The organism is Priestia sp. FW507-14D1A (assembly GCF_058781295.1).
The window spans coordinates 732498-756447 of the sequence record NZ_JBYSWQ010000002.1 but is presented as its reverse complement, the minus strand read 5'-3'; the positions used below and the strand labels follow the sequence as shown (position 1 = coordinate 756447).

At 39.3% G+C, this 23950-nt stretch carries 26 protein-coding genes and 1 riboswitch; of the genes, 19 read left to right on the top strand and 7 right to left on the bottom strand.

Annotated elements, in window-relative coordinates; genetic code table 11:
• Positions 1–5: 5 nt before the first annotated feature.
• Complete coding sequence (locus AC3WJG_RS12210) at positions 6–1022, top strand: FecCD family ABC transporter permease (RefSeq protein WP_136790273.1); 1017 nt, start codon at positions 6–8, stop codon at positions 1020–1022.
• Between the two features lie 124 nt (positions 1023–1146).
• Complete coding sequence (locus AC3WJG_RS12205; protein WP_165918632.1) at positions 1147–1311, top strand: hypothetical protein; 165 nt, start codon at positions 1147–1149, stop codon at positions 1309–1311.
• 34 nt (positions 1312–1345) lie between these two features.
• On the opposite strand, the gene AC3WJG_RS12200 is transcribed toward AC3WJG_RS12205, so the two are convergent.
• Positions 1346–2347 carry a DUF3231 family protein gene (locus AC3WJG_RS12200; RefSeq protein ID WP_102813446.1) on the bottom strand — a complete coding sequence of 334 codons (1002 nt, stop codon included), beginning with the start codon at positions 2345–2347 and terminating at the stop codon, positions 1346–1348.
• A 249-nt stretch (positions 2348–2596) separates the two neighbouring features.
• Between AC3WJG_RS12200 and nei the strand changes: the two genes are divergently transcribed.
• The 13 genes from nei to AC3WJG_RS12135 all read left to right on the top strand — a co-directional run bounded on the left by nei (position 2597) and on the right by AC3WJG_RS12135 (position 15103).
• A complete protein-coding gene (nei, locus tag AC3WJG_RS12195) occupies positions 2597–3415 on the top strand; it encodes an endonuclease VIII (protein WP_098525493.1) in 819 nt (272 codons plus the stop codon).
• Between the two features lie 104 nt (positions 3416–3519).
• A complete protein-coding gene (locus AC3WJG_RS12190) occupies positions 3520–3897 on the top strand; it encodes an FAS1-like dehydratase domain-containing protein (RefSeq protein ID WP_013055587.1) in 378 nt (125 codons plus the stop codon).
• Positions 3898–4108: 211 nt separating this feature from the next.
• Positions 4109–5488 (top strand): DUF6612 family protein, encoded by a 1380-nt coding sequence (locus AC3WJG_RS12185; protein ID WP_337133766.1) that lies wholly within the window; start codon positions 4109–4111, stop codon positions 5486–5488.
• A gap of 157 nt (positions 5489–5645) precedes the next feature.
• Positions 5646–6551: an N-acetylmuramic acid 6-phosphate etherase gene (murQ, locus tag AC3WJG_RS12180; protein ID WP_060744895.1), complete on the top strand. Its 906-nt coding sequence runs from the start codon at positions 5646–5648 to the stop codon at positions 6549–6551.
• Between the two features lie 12 nt (positions 6552–6563).
• Entirely contained in the window at positions 6564–7418 is an 855-nt protein-coding gene (locus tag AC3WJG_RS12175; RefSeq protein ID WP_028407607.1) for a MurR/RpiR family transcriptional regulator, read from the top strand.
• Between the two features lie 89 nt (positions 7419–7507).
• A complete protein-coding gene (locus AC3WJG_RS12170; RefSeq protein WP_050689257.1) occupies positions 7508–8869 on the top strand; it encodes a PTS transporter subunit EIIC in 1362 nt (453 codons plus the stop codon).
• Positions 8866–9876 (top strand): MupG family TIM beta-alpha barrel fold protein, encoded by a 1011-nt coding sequence (locus tag AC3WJG_RS12165; RefSeq protein WP_102813444.1) that lies wholly within the window; start codon positions 8866–8868, stop codon positions 9874–9876. Before AC3WJG_RS12170 ends, AC3WJG_RS12165 begins: the two co-directional genes overlap by 4 nt.
• A 219-nt stretch (positions 9877–10095) precedes the next feature.
• Positions 10096–10198: riboswitch (TPP riboswitch) on the top strand.
• Between the two features lie 114 nt (positions 10199–10312).
• Positions 10313–11590 carry an acetylornithine deacetylase gene (locus AC3WJG_RS12160; protein ID WP_098248622.1) on the top strand — a complete coding sequence of 426 codons (1278 nt, stop codon included), beginning with the start codon at positions 10313–10315 and terminating at the stop codon, positions 11588–11590.
• Between the two features lie 5 nt (positions 11591–11595).
• Complete coding sequence (gene tenA / locus AC3WJG_RS12155) at positions 11596–12267, top strand: thiaminase II (RefSeq protein WP_492588266.1); 672 nt, start codon at positions 11596–11598, stop codon at positions 12265–12267.
• Entirely contained in the window at positions 12260–13024 is a 765-nt protein-coding gene (locus tag AC3WJG_RS12150) for an ABC transporter ATP-binding protein (RefSeq protein WP_028407612.1), read from the top strand. The genes tenA and AC3WJG_RS12150 overlap by 8 nt, the downstream gene beginning before the upstream one ends.
• Complete coding sequence (locus AC3WJG_RS12145) at positions 13021–13764, top strand: ABC transporter permease (protein WP_028407613.1); 744 nt, start codon at positions 13021–13023, stop codon at positions 13762–13764. Before AC3WJG_RS12150 ends, AC3WJG_RS12145 begins: the two co-directional genes overlap by 4 nt.
• Positions 13761–14771, top strand: a complete 1011-nt coding sequence (locus tag AC3WJG_RS12140; protein ID WP_098525487.1) for an ABC transporter substrate-binding protein — start codon at positions 13761–13763, stop codon at positions 14769–14771. The genes AC3WJG_RS12145 and AC3WJG_RS12140 overlap by 4 nt, the downstream gene beginning before the upstream one ends.
• Positions 14772–14857: 86 nt before the next feature.
• Entirely contained in the window at positions 14858–15103 is a 246-nt protein-coding gene (locus AC3WJG_RS12135; RefSeq protein WP_060744902.1) for a ferredoxin, read from the top strand.
• A 111-nt stretch (positions 15104–15214) separates the two neighbouring features.
• On the opposite strand, the gene hxlB is transcribed toward AC3WJG_RS12135, so the two are convergent.
• From hxlB to hxlR, 3 genes are all read right to left on the bottom strand, one after another.
• Complete coding sequence (gene hxlB / locus AC3WJG_RS12130) at positions 15215–15772, bottom strand: 6-phospho-3-hexuloisomerase (RefSeq protein ID WP_014461404.1); 558 nt, start codon at positions 15770–15772, stop codon at positions 15215–15217.
• A gap of 10 nt (positions 15773–15782) precedes the next feature.
• A complete protein-coding gene (gene hxlA, locus AC3WJG_RS12125) occupies positions 15783–16412 on the bottom strand; it encodes a 3-hexulose-6-phosphate synthase (protein ID WP_028407617.1) in 630 nt (209 codons plus the stop codon).
• A gap of 267 nt (positions 16413–16679) precedes the next feature.
• Positions 16680–17045, bottom strand: coding sequence for a transcriptional activator HxlR (hxlR, locus tag AC3WJG_RS12120; RefSeq protein ID WP_028407618.1), 366 nt, complete (start codon positions 17043–17045; stop codon positions 16680–16682).
• A 252-nt stretch (positions 17046–17297) separates the two neighbouring features.
• On the opposite strand from hxlR, the gene AC3WJG_RS12115 reads away from it, so the two are divergent.
• Together AC3WJG_RS12115 and AC3WJG_RS12110 are read left to right on the top strand one after the other, a co-directional pair.
• Positions 17298–17879: a hypothetical protein gene (locus tag AC3WJG_RS12115; RefSeq protein ID WP_028407619.1), complete on the top strand. Its 582-nt coding sequence runs from the start codon at positions 17298–17300 to the stop codon at positions 17877–17879.
• A 16-nt stretch (positions 17880–17895) separates the two neighbouring features.
• Positions 17896–18219 carry a DUF3243 domain-containing protein gene (locus tag AC3WJG_RS12110; RefSeq protein ID WP_013055602.1) on the top strand — a complete coding sequence of 108 codons (324 nt, stop codon included), beginning with the start codon at positions 17896–17898 and terminating at the stop codon, positions 18217–18219.
• A 43-nt stretch (positions 18220–18262) separates the two neighbouring features.
• Here the strand turns inward: AC3WJG_RS12110 and AC3WJG_RS12105 are convergent, their stop codons facing one another.
• The 3 genes from AC3WJG_RS12105 to AC3WJG_RS12095 are packed head-to-tail and all read right to left on the bottom strand — an operon-like array spanning position 18263 to position 20661.
• The gene (locus AC3WJG_RS12105; RefSeq protein WP_013081918.1) at positions 18263–18448 is read right to left on the bottom strand and encodes a FeoB-associated Cys-rich membrane protein; all 186 of its coding nucleotides are present in this window, start codon (positions 18446–18448) and stop codon (positions 18263–18265) included.
• Between the two features lie 15 nt (positions 18449–18463).
• Positions 18464–20434, bottom strand: a complete 1971-nt coding sequence (gene feoB, locus AC3WJG_RS12100) for a ferrous iron transport protein B (protein WP_098332442.1) — start codon at positions 20432–20434, stop codon at positions 18464–18466.
• Complete coding sequence (locus AC3WJG_RS12095; protein WP_013055605.1) at positions 20431–20661, bottom strand: FeoA family protein; 231 nt, start codon at positions 20659–20661, stop codon at positions 20431–20433. The genes feoB and AC3WJG_RS12095 overlap by 4 nt, the downstream gene beginning before the upstream one ends.
• 175 nt (positions 20662–20836) lie before the next feature.
• On the opposite strand from AC3WJG_RS12095, the gene AC3WJG_RS12090 reads away from it, so the two are divergent.
• Positions 20837–21322 (top strand): GNAT family N-acetyltransferase, encoded by a 486-nt coding sequence (locus AC3WJG_RS12090; RefSeq protein ID WP_337133758.1) that lies wholly within the window; start codon positions 20837–20839, stop codon positions 21320–21322.
• 187 nt (positions 21323–21509) lie between these two features.
• Positions 21510–23927 carry a YhgE/Pip domain-containing protein gene (locus AC3WJG_RS12085; RefSeq protein WP_221840736.1) on the top strand — a complete coding sequence of 806 codons (2418 nt, stop codon included), beginning with the start codon at positions 21510–21512 and terminating at the stop codon, positions 23925–23927.
• The last annotated feature ends 23 nt before the right edge of the window (positions 23928–23950 follow it).

Here is a 23950-nt window from a genome sequence, read left to right as displayed (position 1 = left end):
GTTATATGCAGACTGTCAATAAAACAAAAAAGCAGCCATCTCGATTCAAGTCTGTCGGCCTGTTTATCATTCTTTCTGTCTTAATTATAGCGCTGAGTGTGATAAGCCTTAGCTTAGGAGACATTAACATACCTCCTCTAGACATTATTACGTCTTTTATTGGTATTGGCGATCCTGACTTGACGTCCATTTTAGTAGAATTTCGTCTGCCTCGTATTTTGCTGGCTATTTTAACGGGAGTCGGCCTAGCTGTGTCCGGAGTCGTCGTACAGTCTATTATGAGAAATCCGCTCGCTAGTCCAGATACATTAGGTCTATCAAGCGGGTCAGGATTAGCAGCTGTTGCAGTCACTATTTTACTGCCTTTAGCAAGCCCATCTGTTTTATCCGTCGCTGCGTTTGCAGGAGGCTCGCTTGTCTTTGTCATCGTCTATTTGCTTGCTTATAAAAAAGGAGTAGAACCTATTCGATTTGCATTAATCGGTGTAGCAGTCAGCGCTTTTTGTTCATCCGGTATTCACTTGTTAATTTCAAAAGCAAATCCAAACGTAAACGCAGCACTCATTTGGCTGAGCGGCAGCTTATGGGGAAGAACATGGGATCAATTAATTGGTTTACTTCCCTGGATCGTTATATTAGTACCGCTGATTTGGGTGTTAGCTGCCCGGTTAGATTTAATTCATTTAGGTGATGAAGTGGCTCGAGGACTAGGGGCTAGAGTAGAGTTAATTCGTCTAGTATTGCTGGCAAGCGCAGTGGCAATGACGGCTGCGGTTGTATCGGTGGTTGGGACAATTGGCTTTGTAGGGCTTATTATTCCTCACGTGGCCAAACGGTTAGTGGGACCGAGACACAAAAAATTGATTCCTACAGCCGCTTTGCTTGGCGCTTTGTTTGTACTAGCAGCAGATTTAATTGGGAGAGGAATTGCTCCTCCGATTGAAATTCCGGCCGGATTAATCATTGGCATTATCGGCGCTCCGTATTTTCTTTATTTACTGTGGAGAGAATCTAAAAAATGAGGCTGTGACAAAAGTAGTGTAGTTAAAGTTAAACACGAACTATCCATCAAAAATGGATGAATAGTTCGTGTTTTTTTGTAATCATGGTGAACGTAGGTTTCATATATGCAGGTGCTTCTAGCTGTTGGTTGTAGAGCAAGGCGAAGACTCCTGCGGGAAAAGCGCAACAGGTGAGACCCCGCAGGAGCGCAAGCGACGAGGAGGCTCAGCAGGCGCCCGCGGAAAGCGAAGCCTTGCACGGAAATCAACAGCGGTGTCACAAGCAGTCCAACTCATTGCTCGTCTTTAGATTGGGTTCATTTCGTTATGCCCCAATCTCATTTTTATTCCAAATGAATTTTTGGGAATGGAATATGCGGAGGCTCTTCTAGCCATCCTTGCTCAATACTTATTCTTGATACTTCTTTGGCGTATTCCAAAATTTCATTCGTGAAGTTTGTATAGTTTAAAGCGAGATCTAAACGCGGGCTCGTTGACATCGCAAGCCCATATCCACGTACATTTTCAGTAATCATCGCAGCCAGGTGAAACATCATGAGTTTTTCTGAAAATGGAGGAACGGAAGACTTTTCTACTCCGTAATCCCACTTCATTGTGACCGGTATGTTTTCTACCATTAGCGGTTGTGACAGGGATTCAATGTGCTGCTGTACCTGGTCTCTACCCTTTAACAAAAAAGCTTGAATTTCCTGAGAAGGAGCTGTTTGAGCAAACCCTAAAATTAAATCCTTTGCAATTAAGTTCGTCTGTATGCTTGACACGATATGAGAAATTTCAATGACCGTTAACGGCCGCTTTTCATCAAAATAGCTCCCTAAGAAGAGCTCTTTGTCGTTCATATCAGATGCATCTGCAATAGGAATAGGAGGAAGCTCTATAAAAATTTGTTTTTCTACCAGCAAATCTGTAATCGTTTGGTTAAGCTTTTCCGCTTTTAGCAGTAAGCTGCGAAAAAAAGACCGTACATCATTCCTTGCGGCAACATCGACGCCCGTAGTTGCTGATAGCAGAAGGACGTTTGAAATATGCTTCAAATAAAGCAAATAAAAAGAATCCGAAAATAATTTTGGAGCTTCAGTATCAAGGTCTTCTTCTCCGAAACCGAGCGGGATTGGCATATTTTCTTTTAAAAAGATAGCAGTGAGCGCATCACTGTTTCTTGTTGTGATGTGCAGTGTACCTTGAATCGCTTTTTGAATATCTAAATCGTCTACATGACACAGAAAATGGTTAAGCATACAAGAAATTGCTTTATCGTTCATATATTGCTTCCAAATAACAGCCATCTCGGCAGCTGATAGTGGAGAAAATGATTGATTGTTCATAATAAACTCCTCATATATAGATAATTAACAAGTTTCTAAAAGGTTATCAACTAGTATAAGTCAAAGGAAGTAAGATAAACACTATAGAAAGTAAAAAAAGGTATAAACATTTTACTATAAGAGTAACCGTCATGCATAATTTAAAGGTTCTTTTAGGAAAAGAAGAGTTCAACCGCTTCTTTCTTGCAAAGCAAAAATAAAACCGAAATAATAAATGAAGAAAGTCGGGAAAGAAAGGAGTTTCATTATATGCCAGAAGGTCCAGAAATTAGACGAGCAGCCGATGAAGTGGAAAAAGCGATTATCAGTCTTCCCGTTGGAGAGATATGGTTTGCTTTTCCATCTTTACAGCATTACGAAGAAGTATTAACGGGTGCTCGTATTAAAAGGGTAGATACAAAAGGGAAGGCTATGCTTATTCGTTTCGACAACGGCTATACCATTTATTCACATAATCAGCTTTATGGAAAATGGTATGTACGTTCATCTTACAATTATCCATCTACAAACAGACAGCTGCGTCTTGCTATTCATAATGAAAAGAAATCAGCGCTGCTCTATAGCGCTTCTGATATTGAAGTATTGCGTGATGAAGAAGTTTCTGCTCATCCTTTTGTATCAAGAGTAGGTCCGGATATTTTAAGTGAAGAAGTAATGGCAGATGAGCTTTTAGATCGCTTCTACTCTAAGCCATTTTACCGCAGAAAATGGGCGTCGCTGCTGCTAGACCAAAGCTTTATAGCGGGGATTGGAAATTATTTGCGCAGTGAAATCCTATTTGTAGCGGGAATTAATCCTGCAGCTCGTCCGGTAGACTGCACGGAAGAACAGCTTAAAAAGGCAGCTGAAGCAACCATTTCTCTTGTCAAACAGTCCTATGAAACAGGTGGCATTACAAATGATGTAAAGCTTGCTGAAACGTTAAAAAAGAAAGGCCAAAAGCGCTCTGAATACCGCCACTGGGTTTTTAACCGTGAAGGAGAAGCTTGCCGAATTGACGGCACCCCTATCTTAAAAGTGCAAGCTGCTTCTAGAAGGCTTTATTACTGTCCTACTTGTCAAAAATAGCAGGGTATATTTATTCTGCTATTTTTTTGATGTGAAAATGAATGACTGTTCATTTTTGTGATATAGTTAAAAAGTAAAGTCATAATCTTAAGGGGATGGATAAGATGGAATGTAAAGCAGGAGATACATTTACGTGGCAAAGAACGTTTCAAGAGGAAGAAATCATGCAGTTTGCGGAGATGACTGGAGACCGGGGCAAACATCATATAGAACGTGACGAAAAAGGGCGGCTAATGGTGCATGGACTTATGACTGCTAGTATTGGAACGAAAATAGGAGGAGACTTAAACTACATTGCAAGAGAAATGGTGAGTGAATTTCTTCGTCCAGTTTTTGCAGGAGATACAGTTACCTGTGAATGCATATTAACTGAAGTAGAAAAAGCAGATGGTTTTCAAAAAGTGAAAATCAAATCAGTGTATCGAAATCAACAAGGTAAAGAAGTACTGATAGGGACAAGTAATGGAATTATTAGAGATTAAAATAAAAACGTTAACAAATAAGTATGAATGCTGTTAGAAAAGTCACGGATTCGTGACTTTTTTATTGTGCAATTTCCTTCTTTTGTTGGTTACCATTTAAATGTAAATATGGTATTTTAGTAAAGTTGGGTTTTGTAAATGGTAAAATTGTGTATTTACTAAGTACATAGATTCTTGTTTTTGGAAAAATATTTAAAAAGGAGTTTCTTATATGAAAAAAATATTGAATACCAGCTTAGCAATATCATTCGCTCTATTGCTTTCGGCATGTGGGATGCCGTCTTCAGAGGAATTAACGGGTGACGTGAAAGAAGCACAAGAAAAGGTGAAAAATGTTCAAGTGAAGGTCACTGGAAAAGAAGAAGGCTCCTCTGATTACCAAGTAAACGGAGTACAAGAATTTGATTTTAAAAGTAAAGCAGGTTACATTAACACAAAAATGAACGGCGAAGAATTGAAGATGTATCATGACGGTGATGAAACGTTAGCTGTGGCTGGAGAAGAAAGCACAAAAGTACAGGGAGAAGAGAAAAAGTACGTTACGGCTTTAATTAATAACGCTATGGAGCTTCAACAAAATCCAATACGCTACTATCAAAAATATGATGAAAATCTTCCAAATGAATTTGACGTCACCGAAAAAGACAAAGAGTATGTATTAACATTTAACGGAGACAAAGACAAAAAGCAAAAAATTGTAGCAGGTGATGCTAAAGCTTATTATAAAATAACAAATCAAGGCAGCGATACCGCTGTAGACCTTGAGCAAATTAAAGGAAAAGATTTTTCGCTTGTTGTGACAATTGATAAAGAAACGAATCAAATAAAGAAAGTAGTAAAAAATCAGTCGTATTCAGTTAAAGTGGACGGAAAAACAGAAAACTCAAAGTCTAAGCAAACGTATACGTATACATATAACCAATTAGACAATGTAACAAAACCAAAAGTGGAAGCAAAAGCCGCTGCTGCTTCTAAAGATAGCAGCACTGAAACGCCAAGTAAAGAAAAGCAAGCTGCTTATGCCAAGGAAGCGGGACAATACGTGGACGCTTTAATTCAAGCAACTGTTTATCAAAATACAGATCAATTTGTTGCTAAACATCCGAATCAGCAAGATAAGAAACAGGTAGAAGAAAAAGGGGAGTTCCAAAAGAGTTCGTTTGTAGAGTTTTTTGAAACGAATTTTAAAGGTGCTTTATCATCATTGAGCTCAAACATAACCGATGAGCAGTTAAACGAAGTAAGCAGCGCTTTTCTACAAGCTCTTTCATCTACAAAATATAAAATTAAAGATACAGCGTATAGCGATGAAGATGATGCGTACGTCGTACAAGTCGAAATTCAAGGATTTAACGATGCAAGTGTATTAGCGGAAGTTATGACACCACTTGCAGAAAAATACCAGGCGGGTGAGCTGAGTAACGAGCAGTTAGTCAACGAACTTATTAACGGAGTAGCAAAACGCTATCGTGAGCCAGTTGAATTACTTCCAGCAAAAACAGTTCCTGTACACGTCGTAAGAAATGGTGAAAAAGATTACGAAGTTTTAATGCAAGATGAGTATCTATTAACATTTGCTCAGCAATCGTAGATAGACAAAAAAAGATTTCGGCTATATGCCTGAAATCTTTTTTTTATGTCTCTTTTAAAATATAATTTCAAATATAAAAATAAATTATTGAAATTATATTTCAATGGAATTATAATAACCATAAAGTCACTACAAGATGAAAAAGGAGCCAAAAAAGATGAATGAACAGCTTACGTTATTAACAACGGAGTCTCAAAATGAGCAGACAACGAAGATCGATACAGCTAGTACAAAAGAAATTTTAAACATAATGAATAAAGAAGATCAAAAAGTGGCGCTTGCTGTACAAAAAGTACTTCCAGACGTAGGGGTGGCAGTTGAATTTGTAAGTGAATCGTTTCAAAAGGAAGGCCGGCTTATTTATGTCGGAGCGGGAACAAGCGGAAGGCTGGGAGTATTGGATGCTGTTGAATGCCCGCCTACTTTCAGTACCAATCCGGATCAAGTACAGGGATTGATGGCTGGAGGAGAAAAAGCATTTGTTAAAGCAGTTGAAGGTGCTGAAGATAAAGAAGAATTGGGAGCAGCAGATTTACAAAAAATTCATTTGAATGAACGAGACACAGTCATTGGAATTGCTGCAAGCGGACGCACTCCTTATGTGATTGGTGCATTAAGATATGCAAAATCTGTAAAAGCTAAAACGGTAGCGCTGTCTTGCAATGGTAATTCTCTTATTGGAAAGGAAGCGGACCATAGTATTGAGGTGGTAGTAGGTCCGGAAGTGCTAACAGGTTCCACAAGGTTAAAAGCAGCAAGCGCTCATAAAATGATTCTCAATATGATTTCTACAGCGGCTATGATCAAAGTAGGAAAAGCGTATGAAAACTTAATGATAGATGTTCATGTGAGTAATGAAAAGCTTAAAGAACGAGCGATAGGTATTATTTGTAAAATTACAGGTGTTTCTTATGAACAAGCAAGCCAAACGCTTGAAGAAGCAAATAATGAGGTAAAAACAGCAGTGGTTATGATCAAAACAAATGAAAATTACGACACCGCGAAGATGTTACTGAATAATGCGGGCGGTTATGTGAGAAAAGCGATTGAACATTACGTATAAAGGAGAGAAACGATGTCAACAGGCGGATTAACAATGATTAAAAACACGGTGGCTAAGCTTCCTGATTCGGAGAGGAAAATTGCTGAATATATTTTAAACAACCCGCATACTGTGATAAACAGTACGGCTGGAGAATTAGGTAGACTAGCGAATGCTAGCAGTGCTGCTGTTATTCGTTTGTGTAAATCTATCGGGGTTAGCGGGTTTCAAGAATTAAAGGTAAGAGTAGCCGGTGATTTAGCTAGAGATACGGAGCAAGGATACCGCGATATTGAAACAAATGAAACGATTCAATCTATTGTCAAAAAAACGGCAAGCAACAGCATTCAAAGTCTAAGTGATACGGCCGAGCTTGTGAATTATAAAGAAGCAGAGCGGGCTGTTTTAGCGCTGATTGAAGCTAAAAACATTCATTTTTTTGGAATCGGTGCTTCACATATTATTGCTATGGATGCGCAGCAAAAATTTCTTCGAATTAATAAAAATGCCACGGCTTTTGCAGATAGCCATTTAGCAGCTACACTCATCGCAAATGCAAGTAAAGACGATGTAGTTGTGGGCATCTCTTTTTCAGGGGAGACTCCTGAAGTAAGCAACGTCTTATCTTTAGCTAAAAATCGCGGAGTAAAGACGATTAGCTTAACCAAATACGGACAGTCTACCGTTTCGTCTTTAGCTGATATCTGTTTGTATACGTCTTATTCTCAAGAAGCGCCGTTTCGAAGCGCAGCTACATCGTCTCGTTTAGCCCAGCTTTATGTGATTGATGTACTATTTTTAAGTATTGCAGCGCAGCAGTATGACCAGACGATTGAGTATATTGATAAAACAAGGGATGCCATTCAGTTTTTGAAAACTAAGAAATAAAAAAAGAAAGCGATTACAAAAAGGGGATTTTGTGGTCTGTTTCCTCAGTACCGTATCCATCTAAGAGGAAAATACAAAGGGGGATTAACATGTCTTTAGATAATCATCAATTAGCAAAGGTTATTTTGGAGATGCTTGGGGGAGCATCAAATATTGAAGCGTATACGCATTGTATGACGCGGCTGCGCGTGACTGTAAAAGATGATTCAATTGTAAAAAAGGCAGATATACGAAAGCTTGAAGGCGTACTCGGATTAGTGGAAGAAGAAACGCTGCAAATCATTATTGGTCCTGGAAAAGTAAACAAAGTAACAGAGGAGTTTGAAAAGTTAATTGATGAATCTGGCGGTATTAATTTAGAAAATCGTGCGGCTCAGCGGAAATCGGAGCTGAAAGAAAAAAACGCAACTCCGTTTAAGCTCTTGCTTCGCCGAATTGCAAGTATTTTTATTCCGTTAATACCTGCTCTTGTAGCATCTGGACTTATCACCGGAGTGACAAAAGCAGCAGTTCAAGCGAAGTGGCTTCCTGCAGATTCACAGATTGCTATTCTTTTAACCGTTATCGGAAGCGGCTTATTTGCTTATCTGGGTATTTTAGTAGGTATTAATGCGGCAAAAGAATTTGGTGGTTCGCCGGCTTTAGGGGGCTTAGCAGGTATTTTAGTCATTAATCCTGCCGTAGCTGATATTAAACTTTTTGGTGAAGCACTTTTGCCGGGTCGGGGTGGCTTAATAGGAGTCTTGCTTGCAGCAATCTTTATGGCCGTAGTGGAAAAACGAGTGCGTAAATTTGTCCCTCAGTCACTGGATATTATTATTACACCAACCGTTACGGTGTTAATTACAGGCATTATTACGTATGTAGTATTCATGCCAATCGGCGGCTTGATTTCAGACGGAATCACAAAAGGCCTTTTAGGAGTTTTGGAGGTTGGAGGAGTTGTAGCAGGCTTTGTTTTAGGAGCAACATTTTTGCCGCTCGTCATTACAGGACTTCATCAAGGTCTTACTCCTGTTCATTTAGAGCTTATCAATTCAATTGGAGATGATCCGCTTCTTCCTATACTAGCAATGGGCGGAGCCGGTCAGGTCGGTGCAGCTTTTGCTATCTATATCAAAACAAAGAAAAAACGTTTAAAGCGAGCAATTGGAGGCGCTCTTCCTTCAGGGCTGCTTGGAATTGGAGAGCCGCTTATTTTTGGAGTCACACTTCCTTTAGGACGCCCCTTTTTAACCGCTTGTCTTGGAGCTGGAATCGGCGGAGCGTTTCAGGCGCACTTTCATATTGCGACTGTAGCAGTGGGAGTCTCAGGTTTGCCGCTTACGTTTTTAGTTCATGCGCATCAAATTCTTCTTTATTTACTCGGGTTAGTTGTTGCTTACGCAGCCGGCTTTGTTTGTACGTATTTCTTTGGATTCAACGATGAAATGGCGAGAGAGTTTGAATGATTGGCATTTCGTTTTATTTAAATGATAGTGATGCTAAAAAAAGATTAATAGAAGCAAGTGAGTGCGGCGTCACACGTGCATTCACTTCGCTTCATATTCCAGAGGAAAAAGGGGATTTGGCTGAACGGGCAAAAGAAATGCTTCATGTGGCTAGAGATTGTGGAATAAGCGTGTATGCAGACGTATCCAAGCATACGCCGATTCATTTAGGTATTGAAAGCCTTATGTCGCTATCTTCACTTGGCGTATCTGGTATTAGACTAGACGATGGGTTTAGCACAGCAGAAACTCTTTCGCTTGCGAATGAATTTTATATTGCCGTTAATGCAAGTACGTTATCCAAACAAGAAATTGAAGCACTCTTATGTGCAGGTCTTCATCATCATCAGCTGCTTGCATGGCATAATTTTTATCCGCGGCCTGAAACAGGGCTTGAAGAAACATTTTTTCAACAGCAGACAGATTTATTTAATGAACTTCGTATCCCAGTCTGCGCTTATATTCCCGGGGAAGGCGAAAAGAGAGGCCCTATTTATCAAGGTCTTCCTACTAGAGAAAAAGACCGTAATAGATGCCCTTTTACCTCTGCAGTAGATTTATACGGCTGCGGAGTAGCGGAGGTTTATATTGGAGATCCATGCGCCGGTTCAAGTTTATTAAAGCGTTTGTTTCAATATCAAGAAAGCAGCATTATTCCGCTGCGCATTCGTTCACCTCATATAGAGGGAACGTACAGCGTGCGTCCAGATGTATCAAGAGACGCTCTGCGTTTAGTTGATACACGATCTGTAAAACCAGTGCCGCCATTTCATACAGTCGAGCGCAGAATCGGAGCAATTACAATGGACAATGATGGCTACGGACGTTATAGAGGAGAGGTTCAAATAGCTAAAACGAATTTGCCTGCAAATGCGAATGTGAACGTGATTGGGTATGTGATAGAAGAAGATCATGAGCTGCTTTCATTAGTGAAGCCGGGGCAAAAACTTGAGCTTATTCCTGTCTGAATGGAAAAACGGTGTATTTTTAAAGAAGCCGATAGCTAACTAGTAAGCTTATAAAAGTAAAGAGCACACACTGCTTAAAAAAAGTGTGTGCTTTTTATTTTACTAAAAAGGAAACTATTTTCATTGCTGAATCATGAACCTTTCTATTGAATAAAACGCTTTACTATGATAAAACTATTACAGGTAAACATATGATAATCGTTTAATTTTATAGAGATACAACGCCACTAGGGGTGCTTTCTAAGCTGAGAGAGACGAGAAGTCTTAACCCTTATAACCTGAACTAGGTAATACTAGCGTAGGAAAGAGGTATTGTAATGGATGTTTTGTATGGTATTTCCTTACGAACTCGTTATAATAATTTTTTGTATATAAACAAAAACACTTCTTTCCTGCGAAAGAAGTGTTTTTTTATGCGTAAAGGAAGGTGTCATACATGGAAGAAACAATTGATTTGCTTGTCAAACAGGTAGAGGAGCGCAAAGGGGAGCTAATCCAGTTAGTAAAAACGCTTGTTGCATATAAAACGCCAGCGCCTCCTGCACGAAATTCTCATGAAGCGCAGCGCTACGTAGCGGATTTCCTTAAAAACTGCGGTTTTTCCATCGATATGTGGGATTTATATTGCAACGATCCTATTGTAGTGGGCACGTTAAAAGGGAAAAAATCAGCTGACTATCAAAGCTTAATTATTAACGGGCATATGGATGTAGCTGAGGTACAAGAAAATGAAAAGTGGGAGACAAATCCGTTTGAAGCTGTAGTAAAAGACAACATGATAATCGGACGCGGAGTTGCTGATATGAAAGGCGGGTTGGCAGGAGCATTATTTGCAGTCCAGCTTTTAACAGAAGCAGGAATCGAACTGCCGGGAGACTTGATTTTTGAATCCGTTGTAGGAGAAGAAGTGGGAGAGGCAGGTACGCTGCAATGCTGTCAGAAAGGATATACAGCTGACTTTGCGCTTGTTGCTGATACGAGTGATTTACATATTCAAGGTCAAGGCGGAGTGATCACGGGATGGATTACGATAAAAAGCAGTAAAACCTATCATGACGGTACACGCCGAAGTATGATTCATGCTGGAGGAGGTCTGTTAGCTGCGAGTGCTATTGAGAAGATGGCAAAAGTGATCGGAGGGCTGCAAGAATTGGAGCGCCACTGGGCTGTTACAAAAAGCTATCCAGGATTTTTGCCGGGAACAAATACGATTAATCCAGCAGTAATCGAAGGGGGAAGACATGCTGCTTTTATTGCAGATGAATGCAGGCTGTGGGTCACCGTTCACTATTATCCCAATGAATCATACGACCAAGTATCAAAAGAAGTGGAAGAATACATTTTAGCTATTGCAAAAGCAGATCCATGGTTAAAAGATAACCTGCCAACCTTTGAATGGGGAGGCACATCAATGATTGAAGACAGAGGAGAAATCTTCCCGTCATTAGAAATTGATGAAAATCATGCTGGAGTACAGCTGCTTGCACATACTCATGAACAAATTGAAGGGAAAAAGCCCCCAATCGATGTGTCAACTAGCGTAACAGACGGGGGATGGCTAGCTGATGCGGGGATTCCGGCCGCTATTTATGGTCCGGGGAATTTAGCAAATGCACATGCTGTGAACGAACAATTAGATATAAATCAGCTTGTTCAATATACAAAAGTGATGTTGCAGTTCATTTATACGTGGCTGCATACGCATAAGGAGTGATCATCATGAAATTTAGTGAACGATTATACGAAAAGCTGCAGCCTATTTGGCGTCAAAATCATAATCATCCCTTTGTACAGGGAATGGGAGACGGAACGCTTGAAAAGGAGAAGTTTCGCTTTTACATGATTCAAGATTACCTTTACCTAATTGATTATGCAAAATTATTTGCGTTTGGAGCCATGAAAGCTACCGATGTTCAAACGATGGGGAAATTTGCTGCACTTTTGGATTCTACATTAAACGAAGAAATGAGCCTGCACCGTGAGTATGCCAAGAAATTTGAAATCAGCGAAAAAGAATTAGAAAAAGCGCAGCCATCTCCTACAACGCTTGCATACACACACTATATGCTGCACGTTGGTCAAAGCGGCACATTAGCTGAATTAGTGGCGGCTCTTTTGCCTTGTATGTGGAGCTATTGGGAAATAGGAAAAGAACTCAGTGAAAAGCCTGGAGCTAACAATGAATTTTATCGTGAGTGGATTGAAATGTACAGCTCAGAAGAATTTGGAGAACTAGCGACATGGTGTATTAATTTATTCGACTCACTTACTGAAGACAAATCAGAAGCGGAGTTAGAAAAGCTCGAAGAAATTTTCTTGAATACAACGCGTTTTGAGTATATGTTCTGGGATATGGCTTATAACGAAGCGATGTGGCCAATTCATGAATAAGTCTGTGTTATCTTTTCAAAACGTCAGTTTTACGTACAAAAACGGTGATCAACCGATTTTAACATCATTAAACTTAGACGTAAAAGAAGGCGAGTTTGTCAGTATCGTTGGAGCGAGCGGTTCTGGGAAAAGTACGTTGTTTCGTCTCATTACAGGTCTTGAACAGCAGAGTGAAGGCGATATCGTGATTAACGGACAGTCTTATGAAAAACGGCTTGGAAAAGTAGGCTACATGCCGCAGCAAGATTTGCTTCTTCCGTGGCGCACGATTTTAGACAATGCAGCTCTGCCGCTTGAGCTTCACAATGTGTCAAAAGCAAGTGCTCATAGGCAAGTATCTCAGCTGCTCGAAGAGTTTGGTTTAAAAGGGTATGAAAATCGTTTTCCAAGTGATTTATCCGGAGGGATGAAGCAGCGTGTTTCTTTTCTGCGAACGGTATTAAGCGGTTCTAACGTACTGCTTTTAGATGAGCCTTTTAGTGCGCTTGATGCCATTACGCGTTTATCAATGCAGGAATGGCTGCTTGAACAATGGCAAAAGCGTAAACATAGCATCTTATTTATCACTCATGACGTAAACGAAGCCCTGTTTTTATCAGATCGTATTTTTATCTTTTCAGACAAGCCGGTAAGTCATCTTGAAGAGATTAAAGTACCGCTTAGCAGGCCTCGAACGCAAAAAGATTTGAATCAACAGCGTGTGCTTGATGTGAAAGATTATTTAATTGAACAGCTAAGATCGAAGGTGAACACATGAAAAAATACGGGGCTTCAGTTATTTTAGTCGTCATTTTGCTGGCTGCTTGGGAAATTGGAGCACGCATTGTAAACTATCCGTTTATTTTACCAACGCCCACCGGTATTTTAACGAAGCTTTGGGAGCTGCGAATGGATTTATTGTTTAAGCATTTACCAGCTACGCTATCTATTGTTGTAATTGGACTGGTTATATCCGTGGTCCTGGGAGTTATGCTGGCTGTATGGATGAATTGGAGTCCGCTTATTGAGCGTGCTTTCTATCCGCTTATTATTGCGTCGCAAATGATTCCCACCATTGCCATAGCTCCTGTATTTGTTCTGTGGTTTGGCTACTCCATTTGGAGCAAAGTGATTGTGACCGTATTAATTACTTTTTTTCCTATTACGGTTAGCACATTTGACGGGCTTCGTTCGACCAATAAAGAGTTAAAAGAACTCATGCTGACCATGGGAGCAACAAAAAAAGATATTTTCTTTAAGTTGAACATTCCTTCTGCACTGCCTCATTTTTATTCAGGGCTCAAAGTAGCGGTTACCTTTAGTATAATAGGTGCTGCCATTGGCGAATGGTTAGGTGCACAAGCAGGCTTAGGATATTTCAGTCGTCGTATGATGACACAGTTTGATGCAGCTGGTGTATTTGCACCAATTGTGATTTTATCCGCGCTTGGCATTTTATTCTTTATTATTGTAGTAGGTTTCGAAAAACGTTCATTAAAGTGGAGGAAAACAGAATGAAAAAATGGTTTGTAATTGGTTTAAGCCTGATGCTTGTTTTGATGCTCGCTGCTTGCGGTCAGGACAAGGAAAATAAAGCTGGTGGCAGTAAAAAATTAAAAGACGTTACAATTATGCTTGATTGGTACCCAAATGCAGTGCACAGCTTCATTTATGCTGCACAAGAAAAAGGATATTTCAAAAAAGAAGGGCTGAATGTGAAAGTACAGTTTCCTGCTAATCCAACAGACTCGCTTAATTTAGCAGCTGCGGGGAAAGTTACACTCGGCCTTTATTATCAGCCTGATGTAGCAATGGCACGAGCAAATGAAGATGTGCCGGTAAAGTCGGTAGGAGCAATCGTAAGGTCTCCATTGAACCGAGTTGTGGCGCTGAAAGATAGCGGTATTAAGCGTCCTAAAGATTTAGAAGGAAAAGTAGTAGGATACAGCGGAACACCATTAAGTGAATCTGTTCTAAAGAAAATGGTGAAAAGCGATGGAGGAGATCCGAATAAAGTAAAACTAGTAGACGTAGGATTTGAGTTAAATTCATCGTTGATTAGCAAAAAAGTAGATGCCGTAATAGGTGCATATATTAACCACGAAGTACCATTACTTCATAAAAAAGGATATAAAACGGTTGACATTGATCCTTCAGATTACGGCGTGCCATCTTATTACGAGCTAGTGGCAGTTACTGGGGATCAAACGTGGGCAAAAGATTCTGATACGATTAAAGCGTTTTGGCGTGCCGCTACAAAAGGGTATGAGTACACAGAGAAACATCCAAAAGAATCACTTCAAATTCTATTAGATAACCAAGATAAATCAAACTTCCCCCTTGAAAAAGACGTGGAAACAAAAAGTTTAAATATTTTACTTCCGAAAATGAAGTCTGAACAAGGATTTGGCAGTCAAACGAAAGAATCATGGCAGTCAAATGTGGACTGGTTAAAAGAGTCAGGATTAATTAAGAAAAAGCCAAATGTAGATGAAATGTTTGAGAATATCGGAGAATCCAAGTAAATAATTTAAGACAAATTTAAAAAAACCTTCTTATACTGAACGTAACTTTCTGAACGAGAAAGTGAAAAGGTAAAGGAGGTTTTTTTATGGCTTTTACAATAGTAGATAAGGAAACATGCATTGCTTGCGGAGCATGTGGAGGGAGCGCACCAGGTCTTTATGATTATGATTCAGAAGGTCTTGCTTATGCAGTGCTAGATAACAATGAAGGAACAAAAGAGGTTCCTGAAGATCAGCAAGATGAGATGATGGAAGCGTATGAAGGATGCCCAACAGAATCCATTAAAATCGCAGAGCAGCCGTTTTATGGAGATGCAACAAAATTCGAATAAGGTTTTTAAAAAAGTTAACGATAAAGTACATTTAGTTATGACATAAGTGAATATTTGGTGAAATAGAAAGTTTCAAAATAAAAAAGGTCTTGCCTAGAGCAAGACCTTTTTTTATTCTAAATTTGCATGCTTTCCGTACATTGTATGGGTATCAAGTTCTTTCTTCTCCATGAAGCGAAGAATCAGCGCATCGTAAAAGAGAAGAAGCGTTTGCTCAAACAGCGACGCCATAGGCTGTACTGTTTGATAACTGCTTTGTTCTTGATCCTTAGGAGCACCAGGCAGCTTCACGATAAAGTCAGCCAGCTTGCCAAGCGTGGAGTCGGGAGAAATTGTGACTACTCCAACTTTTCCTCCAAGTTCTTTTGCTTTTTGAGCGATAGGAATCAAGCTCTTCGTCTCCCCAGAACCTGATCCGATGATTAATAAATCATCCTTTGTGAAAGTAGAAGTCACGGTTTCTCCAATGACATAAGCATCAATGCCCATATGCATCATACGCATAGCAAACGACTTGCCCATAAGACCTGAACGGCCTGCTCCAGTGACAAACACTTTTTTAGATGAGATGATGCCATTTACAAGCTGCTCAGCTTCATCATCAGCGATTAGAGCTGTTGTTTGTAAAAGCTCATTCATAACTGTTTTTAAATGTTCGCTCGTCTGCATAGAAAGCTCCTTAATTTGTAATAAGCTCTTTCATTTGAGAAGCAACTGATTTTTTATCATCTTGGCTCGTGATTCCTCCACCAACAATAACAAGATCAGGCTGTGCTTTTACTACTTCAGGTAAAGATTCTAATTTAATGCCGCCAGCAACGGCTGTTTTTGCATTTTTTACAACGCTTTTGATTGTTACTAAATCTTCAAAAGAGTTTTGACCAACTGCTTGAAGATCGTATCCTGTGTGTACACAGATATAGTCAACGCCAAATTCGTCTAGCTCTTTTGCGCGTCCTTTAATATCTTTTACCCCAATCATATCGACAAGAATTTTTTTACCTTGTTTTTTTGCTTCTTCTACAGCACCTTTGATTGACATATCTTCAGCAACACCTAAGATGGTAATGATGTCTGCTCCGGCTTGAGAAGCTTGCTGTACTTCATAGCCAGCCGCATCCATAATTTTTAGGTCAGCTAATACTTTTAAGTTAGGAAATGCTTCTTTAATTTCTTTAACGGCGCGAAGCCCTTCATTGATTACAACTGGCGTACCGATTTCTACGATATCAATATGTTCTTCAACTTCTTTTACTACCTCTTTTGCTTGAGCGATATTAACAAGATCTAATGCTAATTGTAATTCCATTCTACTCCACTCCTTAGAAAAATCTATAGATACCTTTTGTGCTTTTTTACGTAAAAAGCAGCTGGTTTAGTTATTGTACCCGCAGTTTGAGGTTCTTAAAAGTACGCACTTTTCCCGCAAATAGTGTGGGAAATGATAGTATACAGAAGTATACTAATGGACATATCAGTCTTGTAACCGCTTAATTTCATTAAAAATGCGGATGATGTTGAGTAACATCATCCGCATAAAAAAATAAAAATTATGGAATAGAAGGAGTAGTTTCCATCATTTAATTAACGTTTCCGCCTTTTGTTCTTGATTAGCGAGCACTGTGTCACGGTAATTTTTACCCCAATCGTACATAGCTGTCAAAATCGGCATTAAACTTTCTCCTTCTTTCGTAAGTGAGTATTCGACTTTAGGTGGTACGACAGGATAGACTTTACGATTAACAATCAGATCTTCTTCCAGTTCCCGCAGCTGATTAACCAGCATGCGCGGCGTAATATCAGGAATAAGCGATTTTAATTCCCCGAACCGTTTTGTTCCTTCACGTCCTAAGTGCCATAGTATCAGCATCTTCCATTTTCCACCGATAATAGCAAGCGTCAATTCTTTTTCACAGTTAAATTCCTTATTAAGCTGGCTCAATTGCTTCACCCCTATGACCAATAGTATAAAATTTATTTTAAAGTACTTCTTATTATACCGATGCTGACAATCCTTTTACAAAAATCCGGCTTGCGCTTTTCCGTTAAAAAAGGGGAGCTTTTTTATTACATAGTTATTCTTGACTAGTGGGAGCAAAAAGGTGGCCTTTAGTCATGTTTTTTGTGTTCAATTGTTTAAATATAAAAAAAGATGGGAAATCACTCAATAACAATGCTAAAGGAGGCAGTAAAAATGGAAAGAAGTCGATCTGAATTACAAAACCCTGCTGTAAGCAACAGCGCAGGCATTAACAACGATATAGGAATCAATAACAATCCACAGACAGCTAATAGCCCTACTGCTGTTAGCAACGGAAAAAGCTGCAGCAGCAAGCTCGTAAAAGGTGTTGTTGTCGGAGCAGTTGTGGGTGGATGTATAACACTACTCGATAGCAAAACTCGTTCGTCTGTTAAAAGAAGAGCTGTTACGTTAAAGGACTCTTCTACAAACATGATTAATCAAGTAAAAGAAAATCCTCAAGAAACAAAAGAAAAAATGGTGCAGCAAATGAAAAACGCATCGAATCTTTTAAAAGATGCAATTAATGATGCTAAACATTTGTACGAGCGTGTAAATGAAGATTTCTTTAAGCAAGCAGAAGATGTGAAAAGCGTTACGCATGATGCAAAATCGACGGTAGAAGATGCTAAAAGTGATTTACAGCAAATTGGTGAAAAAGTGAAAGATGCAACTTCTGAAATAAGTAAGGAAAAGATGACGCCAGACGAAAAACCAGAAGCTGAGCGTGAAAGAACATACCAGTCTATTCACTAAAAGGGAGATGTTAACTGTGAGTCAAATGAATGAAGGAACTACAAAAGACATGAATAAAATTGAAGAAACGGCAGATAATTTAGGGACGGAGAAAAAAGAAGCAATTTTGCAGAACTTTGATACGTTTACCGATTATTTAAGTCAAAAAGTTCATGTCGGTAAAAAGCTCGGGTTAAGTGAGGAACAATTAACGGCCGCTACAAAAAAAGTGGCTAGCTATTTAGCCAAAAATGAGGAGCCTCGAAACCGAGAAGAAAAAGTCCTTCATGAGTTATGGAAAGTCAGCAGTGAAGAGGAAAAGGAAGTCCTTTCTCATCTCATTTTAAAACTAGTTGCGTAACATTAAAAAAGCATCCCATCTATCAGGATGCTTTTTTAATGTATTAAGATGATTGATTTTGAGCCTCTTGAATCGTTTTATCCCAATCAATACCGCAATCATCCGTTGCACAAGAAGATTGCTGTGCGCAGCTTGCACATTTTCCCTGAGTACTCTTGCGGAAGAATTTTGTCATATGATAAAGAGCATATCCAAATATCAAAACCCCAATTAAAATGTTAATAATCAATGTTATTCACTCCTTTTAAGAAAAACCAAGTACTTTTCCAATAGTGTGTACAAGCAAAGCTACGACATAAGCGACAACCAAAGGGTAGGCCACAGCAAATGCTGTCCATTTCAATGAGCCGGTTTCTCGTCGAATAACAGCGACGGTTGCTAGACACGGAACATAAAGAAGAACAAACACCATAAACGTATAGGCTGTTAGCGGTGTAAAGAATGTCTTCATTGTGTCGCCAAGCTGTCCTTCTTGTACTTTATAAATGATGCTCATAGTCGAAACAACCACTTCTTTTGCTAGGAAGCCTGTAATCAGTGATGCTACAGCTTGCCATGTGGCAAAACCTAAAGGGATAAATAGCGGAGCGATAGCACCTCCAATAATAGCCATAAAGCTATTTTCCATATCTACTCCAAAACCGCCGGGGCCAGCGTAAGATGATAGCCAGATAAATACAGAGCCAGCTAAAATAACCGTACCTGCTTTTCGGACGAAATTTCGGCCTTTTTCCCACGTGCTTCTCCAAAGAGTCTTGGCTTGCGGTACGCGGTAAGGAGGAAGTTCAACAATAAAAGTTGATTGTTCGTCTTTAAGAAGCGTTACTGATAAAATTTTCGTTACAACAAGTGCTAAAATAATGCCAAGCAAGTACATAGAAAACACCACAGCTGCTCCGTTTTGTACAAAAAACGCACCTACAAACAAAGCGTATACAGGAAGGCGTGCTGAGCAGCTCATAAATGGATTTACTAAAATGGTCATAAGGCGCTCTTTTCGCTGTTCAATTGTACGCGCGGCCATGATCCCTGGTACGTTACATCCAAAGCTAATAATCATCGGAATAAATGCTTTTCCGTTCAAACCGAAAAATTCCATGATACGATCCATTACTACAGCAATTCGAGCCATGTATCCTGAATCTTCAAGCAGTGAAATGAAAAAGAACAGGACAAAAATTTGTGGTACAAATACTAGTACGCCGCCTACGCCTGCGATGATGCCGTCCACAATTAAATCATGAATAAATGGAGCGGCACCAGCTGCAGTTAGAAGAGAATCAGCGCCTTTACTAAGCGTTCCGCCAAAAAAACCGTCCAGTTTATCAGAAAGAGGAACGCCAATCCAAGTAAACGTAATATTAAAAATCAAATACATTAAGCCAAGAAAAATAGGGAGACCAAGCCACTTATGCGTCACAATTCGATCGATTCGATCTGTGAAGGTTAGAGGTGTTTCGCTGCCCTTTATGATACACTCGCTGGAAATGCGCTCAATAAATGCTGTACGCACGTCGAAGAAATGCTCGCTAAGCGGCTTGGTTAATTTTTGTGCAGCCGCTTTTCGAAGTTCAAGCAGCTCTGAGTAACTCGTTTTTTCTTTTAATGTTGATTCGATTACGCTATTTTCCGCTAAAAATTGAATGGCAATCCATCTGCTGACATCCGCTTTTGTTTGAATCATACGAATTGCTTGTTCAGTGGTTTCCCCGTAATTTAATTGAAATGAAGGGGCTTTTAAATCTTGTTTCAAAGTGGAGAGAAGCTCATTAATTCCTTTTCCATTGCGGGCAATAATTGCAGAAACCGGAATATGTAATGATTTGCTAAGCTTCTCCAAATGAAAAGTCAATCCGCGTTTTTCTGCTACATCAATCATATTTAAGCCGATTACTAATGGTTTTCCATATTCCAATGCTTGAATAGTGAGGTGCATGCTTCTTTCAAACTGAGAAGCGTCTACAATATTCAGCATACTGTTAAATTCTCCGGTTAACAAAAAGTTAGTTACCACTGCTTCATCTGAAGAAAGAGGAGTAAAATCATACACACCCGGCAAATCAACCAGCTGGCTGTTTTGCTTTTTAATAGACCCAACTTTCTTTTCAACGGTTACACCGCTCCAGTTTCCTACGTATTCATAGGAATCTGTTAATATATTGAATAAAGAAGTTTTTCCTGTGTTTGGATTTCCTAAAAGTGCAATTGTACTCATGCTGTCTCAACCTCAATTTTAGCCGCATCGCGTTTTCGGATGCTAATCATTTGACCTTGACATTCAATAATACAAGGTCCCCCTAAGATGGTTTTTTGCTTCATGCACAGTTCGCAGCCTTTTTTTACTCCAAAAGAAAGAAGGCGGCGTTCTAATGATCTATCTAAAAATTCAATGTTTTTAACTTTTACTTTGTCGCCAATACTCACGGTAGTTAAATTCATCATTCAGCACTCCTGTTAATGATAATCATTTTCAATTTGTATCTATCTCGATTATACATAAGGTTCTAAAATCAATCAATGCTTCTAGAGCGTTACAATTAAAAATATATATTTATAACTATATTTTTCAGATGAAATTATGTACGATTTTAGCAGCAAATTGTCAGGAGGGATGTGAGTGGAGGTAATCATTCGCAAAATGAGAAAAGAAGATATTACGTCTGTTCAATACGTCGCAAAGATGAGCTGGTATGATACATATGAAGGAATTATTCCTAGAAGCGTTCAGAATCGGTTTCTTTCAGAAGCATACTCCAATAAAAGGATGCTGTGGCGCTTGCGTAATTCGTTCATTTATGTAGCAACTATTGATGAGAAAATCGTAGGGTACGCTAACTTTTTCCCACTACAAAACAGAGGGGAAATAGAACTAGGATCTATCTATATACTTCCTGCTTATCAAGGAAAAGGAATCGGTTCGCAATTGTTAGAAAGAGGAATGAAGCGCTCGAAGGAACTAAAAATCGTTTACATTAATGTAGAAAGGGAAAACGGAATAGGCCGTGCTTTTTATCAATCAAAAGGTTTCCAGCTCGTGGATGAATTTGATGATGAATTTGAAGGGCATTTGTTAAAAACGATGCGGATGAAGTTAATGATTTAAGCCTATAGCATGAATGTTATCTTAAAAAAGCTGATTTTAAACTTTCTGTTAAAATCAGCTTTTAATTACAGAATAACGATTGACCTTATTCTTGTGAATATGGTAACATTAATCAGAACTTAATGACCGAAAATGTTTTTCGGTCAAACAGTCAGGCGGAAGTAAGGATTATTGGAGGCTAAAAAACATGAATATGATTAAAGGAGAATGGAAAAAAATCTTTTCCAAACCAATGACTATTGTTGTGATTTGCGGATTGTTATTTGTTCCATTACTTTATAATGTCATCTTTTTATCTGCTTACTGGGATCCATATGGAAAAACAGATCAAATTCCAGTTGCAGTGGTAAATGAAGATAAAGGTGCTACGTTAGATGGAAAGAAATTGAATGTCGGTCGTGATTTTGTTGATGATTTAAAGAAAAATGATAAATTTGACTGGAAATTTACGAACAAAGAAAAAGCGTTAGAAGGCCTAAAAAATGAGGACTACTATTTAGTTTTAGAAATTCCAAAGAATTTCTCCAAAAATGCAACAACATTAATGGATAAAGATCCTAAAAAAATGAAATTTATCTATCATACAAATGCCGGAAAGAACTATTCAGGCGCTCAAATTAGCTCAAATGCAGTGGCTAAAATCAATGATCAGATTAAAGAAGCAGTCACAAAGCAGTATGCTGAAACGGTATTTGACAGCTTTAAGCAAGTAGCGGACGGTCTTCAAAAAGCAAGTGACGGTGCAGGAGAGCTCGAAAACGGCTCGAAAACGCTGCGAGATAATATGAAGAAACTAGCAGACAGCACGGTTACATTCGAAGACGGTACAGCTAAATTGGCAAACGGATTAACGGATGCACGAAAAGGAGCAACAGATTTAAATGCAGGTGCTGCTAAGCTCCTAAACGGTGCGGACACAATTAATGAAAACTTAGGCAGCCTAAACAGCGGTTTAGGGAAGCTAGAAAGTGGGAGCGGGCAGCTTTATGCGGCTTCTAAAGAACTTGAAACAGGTGCCGGAAAGCTTAGCACTGGGTTAGGGAAACTACAAGATGGAACTGAAAAACTGCAAGGTGGGACCAAAAAACTCCAGGATGCTACCAAGCAACTTAATGAAGGAACAAAAACACTTCAAGGGAAACTACCCCAGTTCACAAGCGGCTTAAACCAAGTGGACGCTGAAGTGAGCAGCGTTACGCAGCAAATTAATCAAGCAGAACAGGAAATTACGCAGATTAAACAGCAGGTCGATTCAAAAAAAGCAGAGTTTGAACAGCAGCAGCAAGCTCTCATTGACAGCATTAACAGCAACGAGTCCATTCCGGATGAGCAAAAACAAACGCTGATTGCAGGAATTAAAAAACTCACGTCTCAGCAGTTTATGGATGAACAGCAGCAAAAAGCAGAGCAGCTAAAAGCAAAAGTAGATAAAGTGCAAGAGTTATCAGCAGCGCTGCAAAAGCTTTCTAAAGGCGGAGAAGACATTCAAAGCGCTATTGATAAAATTGCTGATGGGCAAAGTCAGCTGTATAATGGCCAAACTCAGTTATACAACGCACAAACTCAATTGTATAATGGTCAAACTCAACTATACAACGGTGCTGTTAAACTAGCAGACGGAGAAAAGCAGTTCAACAGCAAATTTGCGGAACTAAACAGCGGTATAGCTGACGCTCATACAGGAGCTGGAAAGCTTGCTGACGGGCAGCAGCAACTTGTGAATGGACTTAAGAAGTCTGAACAAGGAAGCGCAGCGCTAGCAAATGGCTTAACGCAGCTAGAAAACGGGGCCACCAAGTTAGCAAATGGTTCTAAAGAGTTAACAAATGGTTCGTCCAAACTATATGATGGTTCATCTAAATTATCAGATGGAACAAGCGAGCTTCATTCATCTTTAGCAGATGGTGCAAAAGATGCAAAAGATGTTAAAGCAGATGATAAAACATATAGCATGTTTTCAAATCCAACGGATTTAAAATCAGATAAACAAAACAACGTAGATAAGTACGGTGTCGGATTAGCTCCATACATTTTATGTATTGGCTTGTTTGCGGGAACGTTAATGTTCTCAGCGGTATATCCAATGAAAGAGCCATCAATTCGACCGACATCAGGCATTTCGTGGTTCTTAAGTAAGTTTAGTGTCATCACTATTGTAGGTATGCTGCAGGCAGCGATTGCTGTTACAGCTCTTCTATGGGGCTTGCATTTAAACGTAACAAGCATTTGGCACTTCTATATCTTTACCATGATTACAGGTGTGACGTTCTTTACACTTATCTTGTTCTTAACAACAGGGTTAGGAAAAGTAGGGCAATATTTAGCCTTCATTATTCTGCTGCTTCAAATTGGCGGCAGTGCAGGTACATTCCCTAAAGCACTTGTACCGGAATTTTTCCAGGCAATTAATCCGTACTTGCCTATGACCTATGCAATTCGCGGTTTCCGTGAAATCATTTCCATTGGTGATGATTTCGGCTACGTATGGCATCAGGCTGGCGTACTTGGAATCTTTGCAGCAATCTTCATCACTCTTTCATTGATAATGTTTTATATCAATGCCAGAAAAGAGAAGCATCACACAGAGGAACAGGCAGCAGCATAATTTAACTAATATAAAAAGAGAGT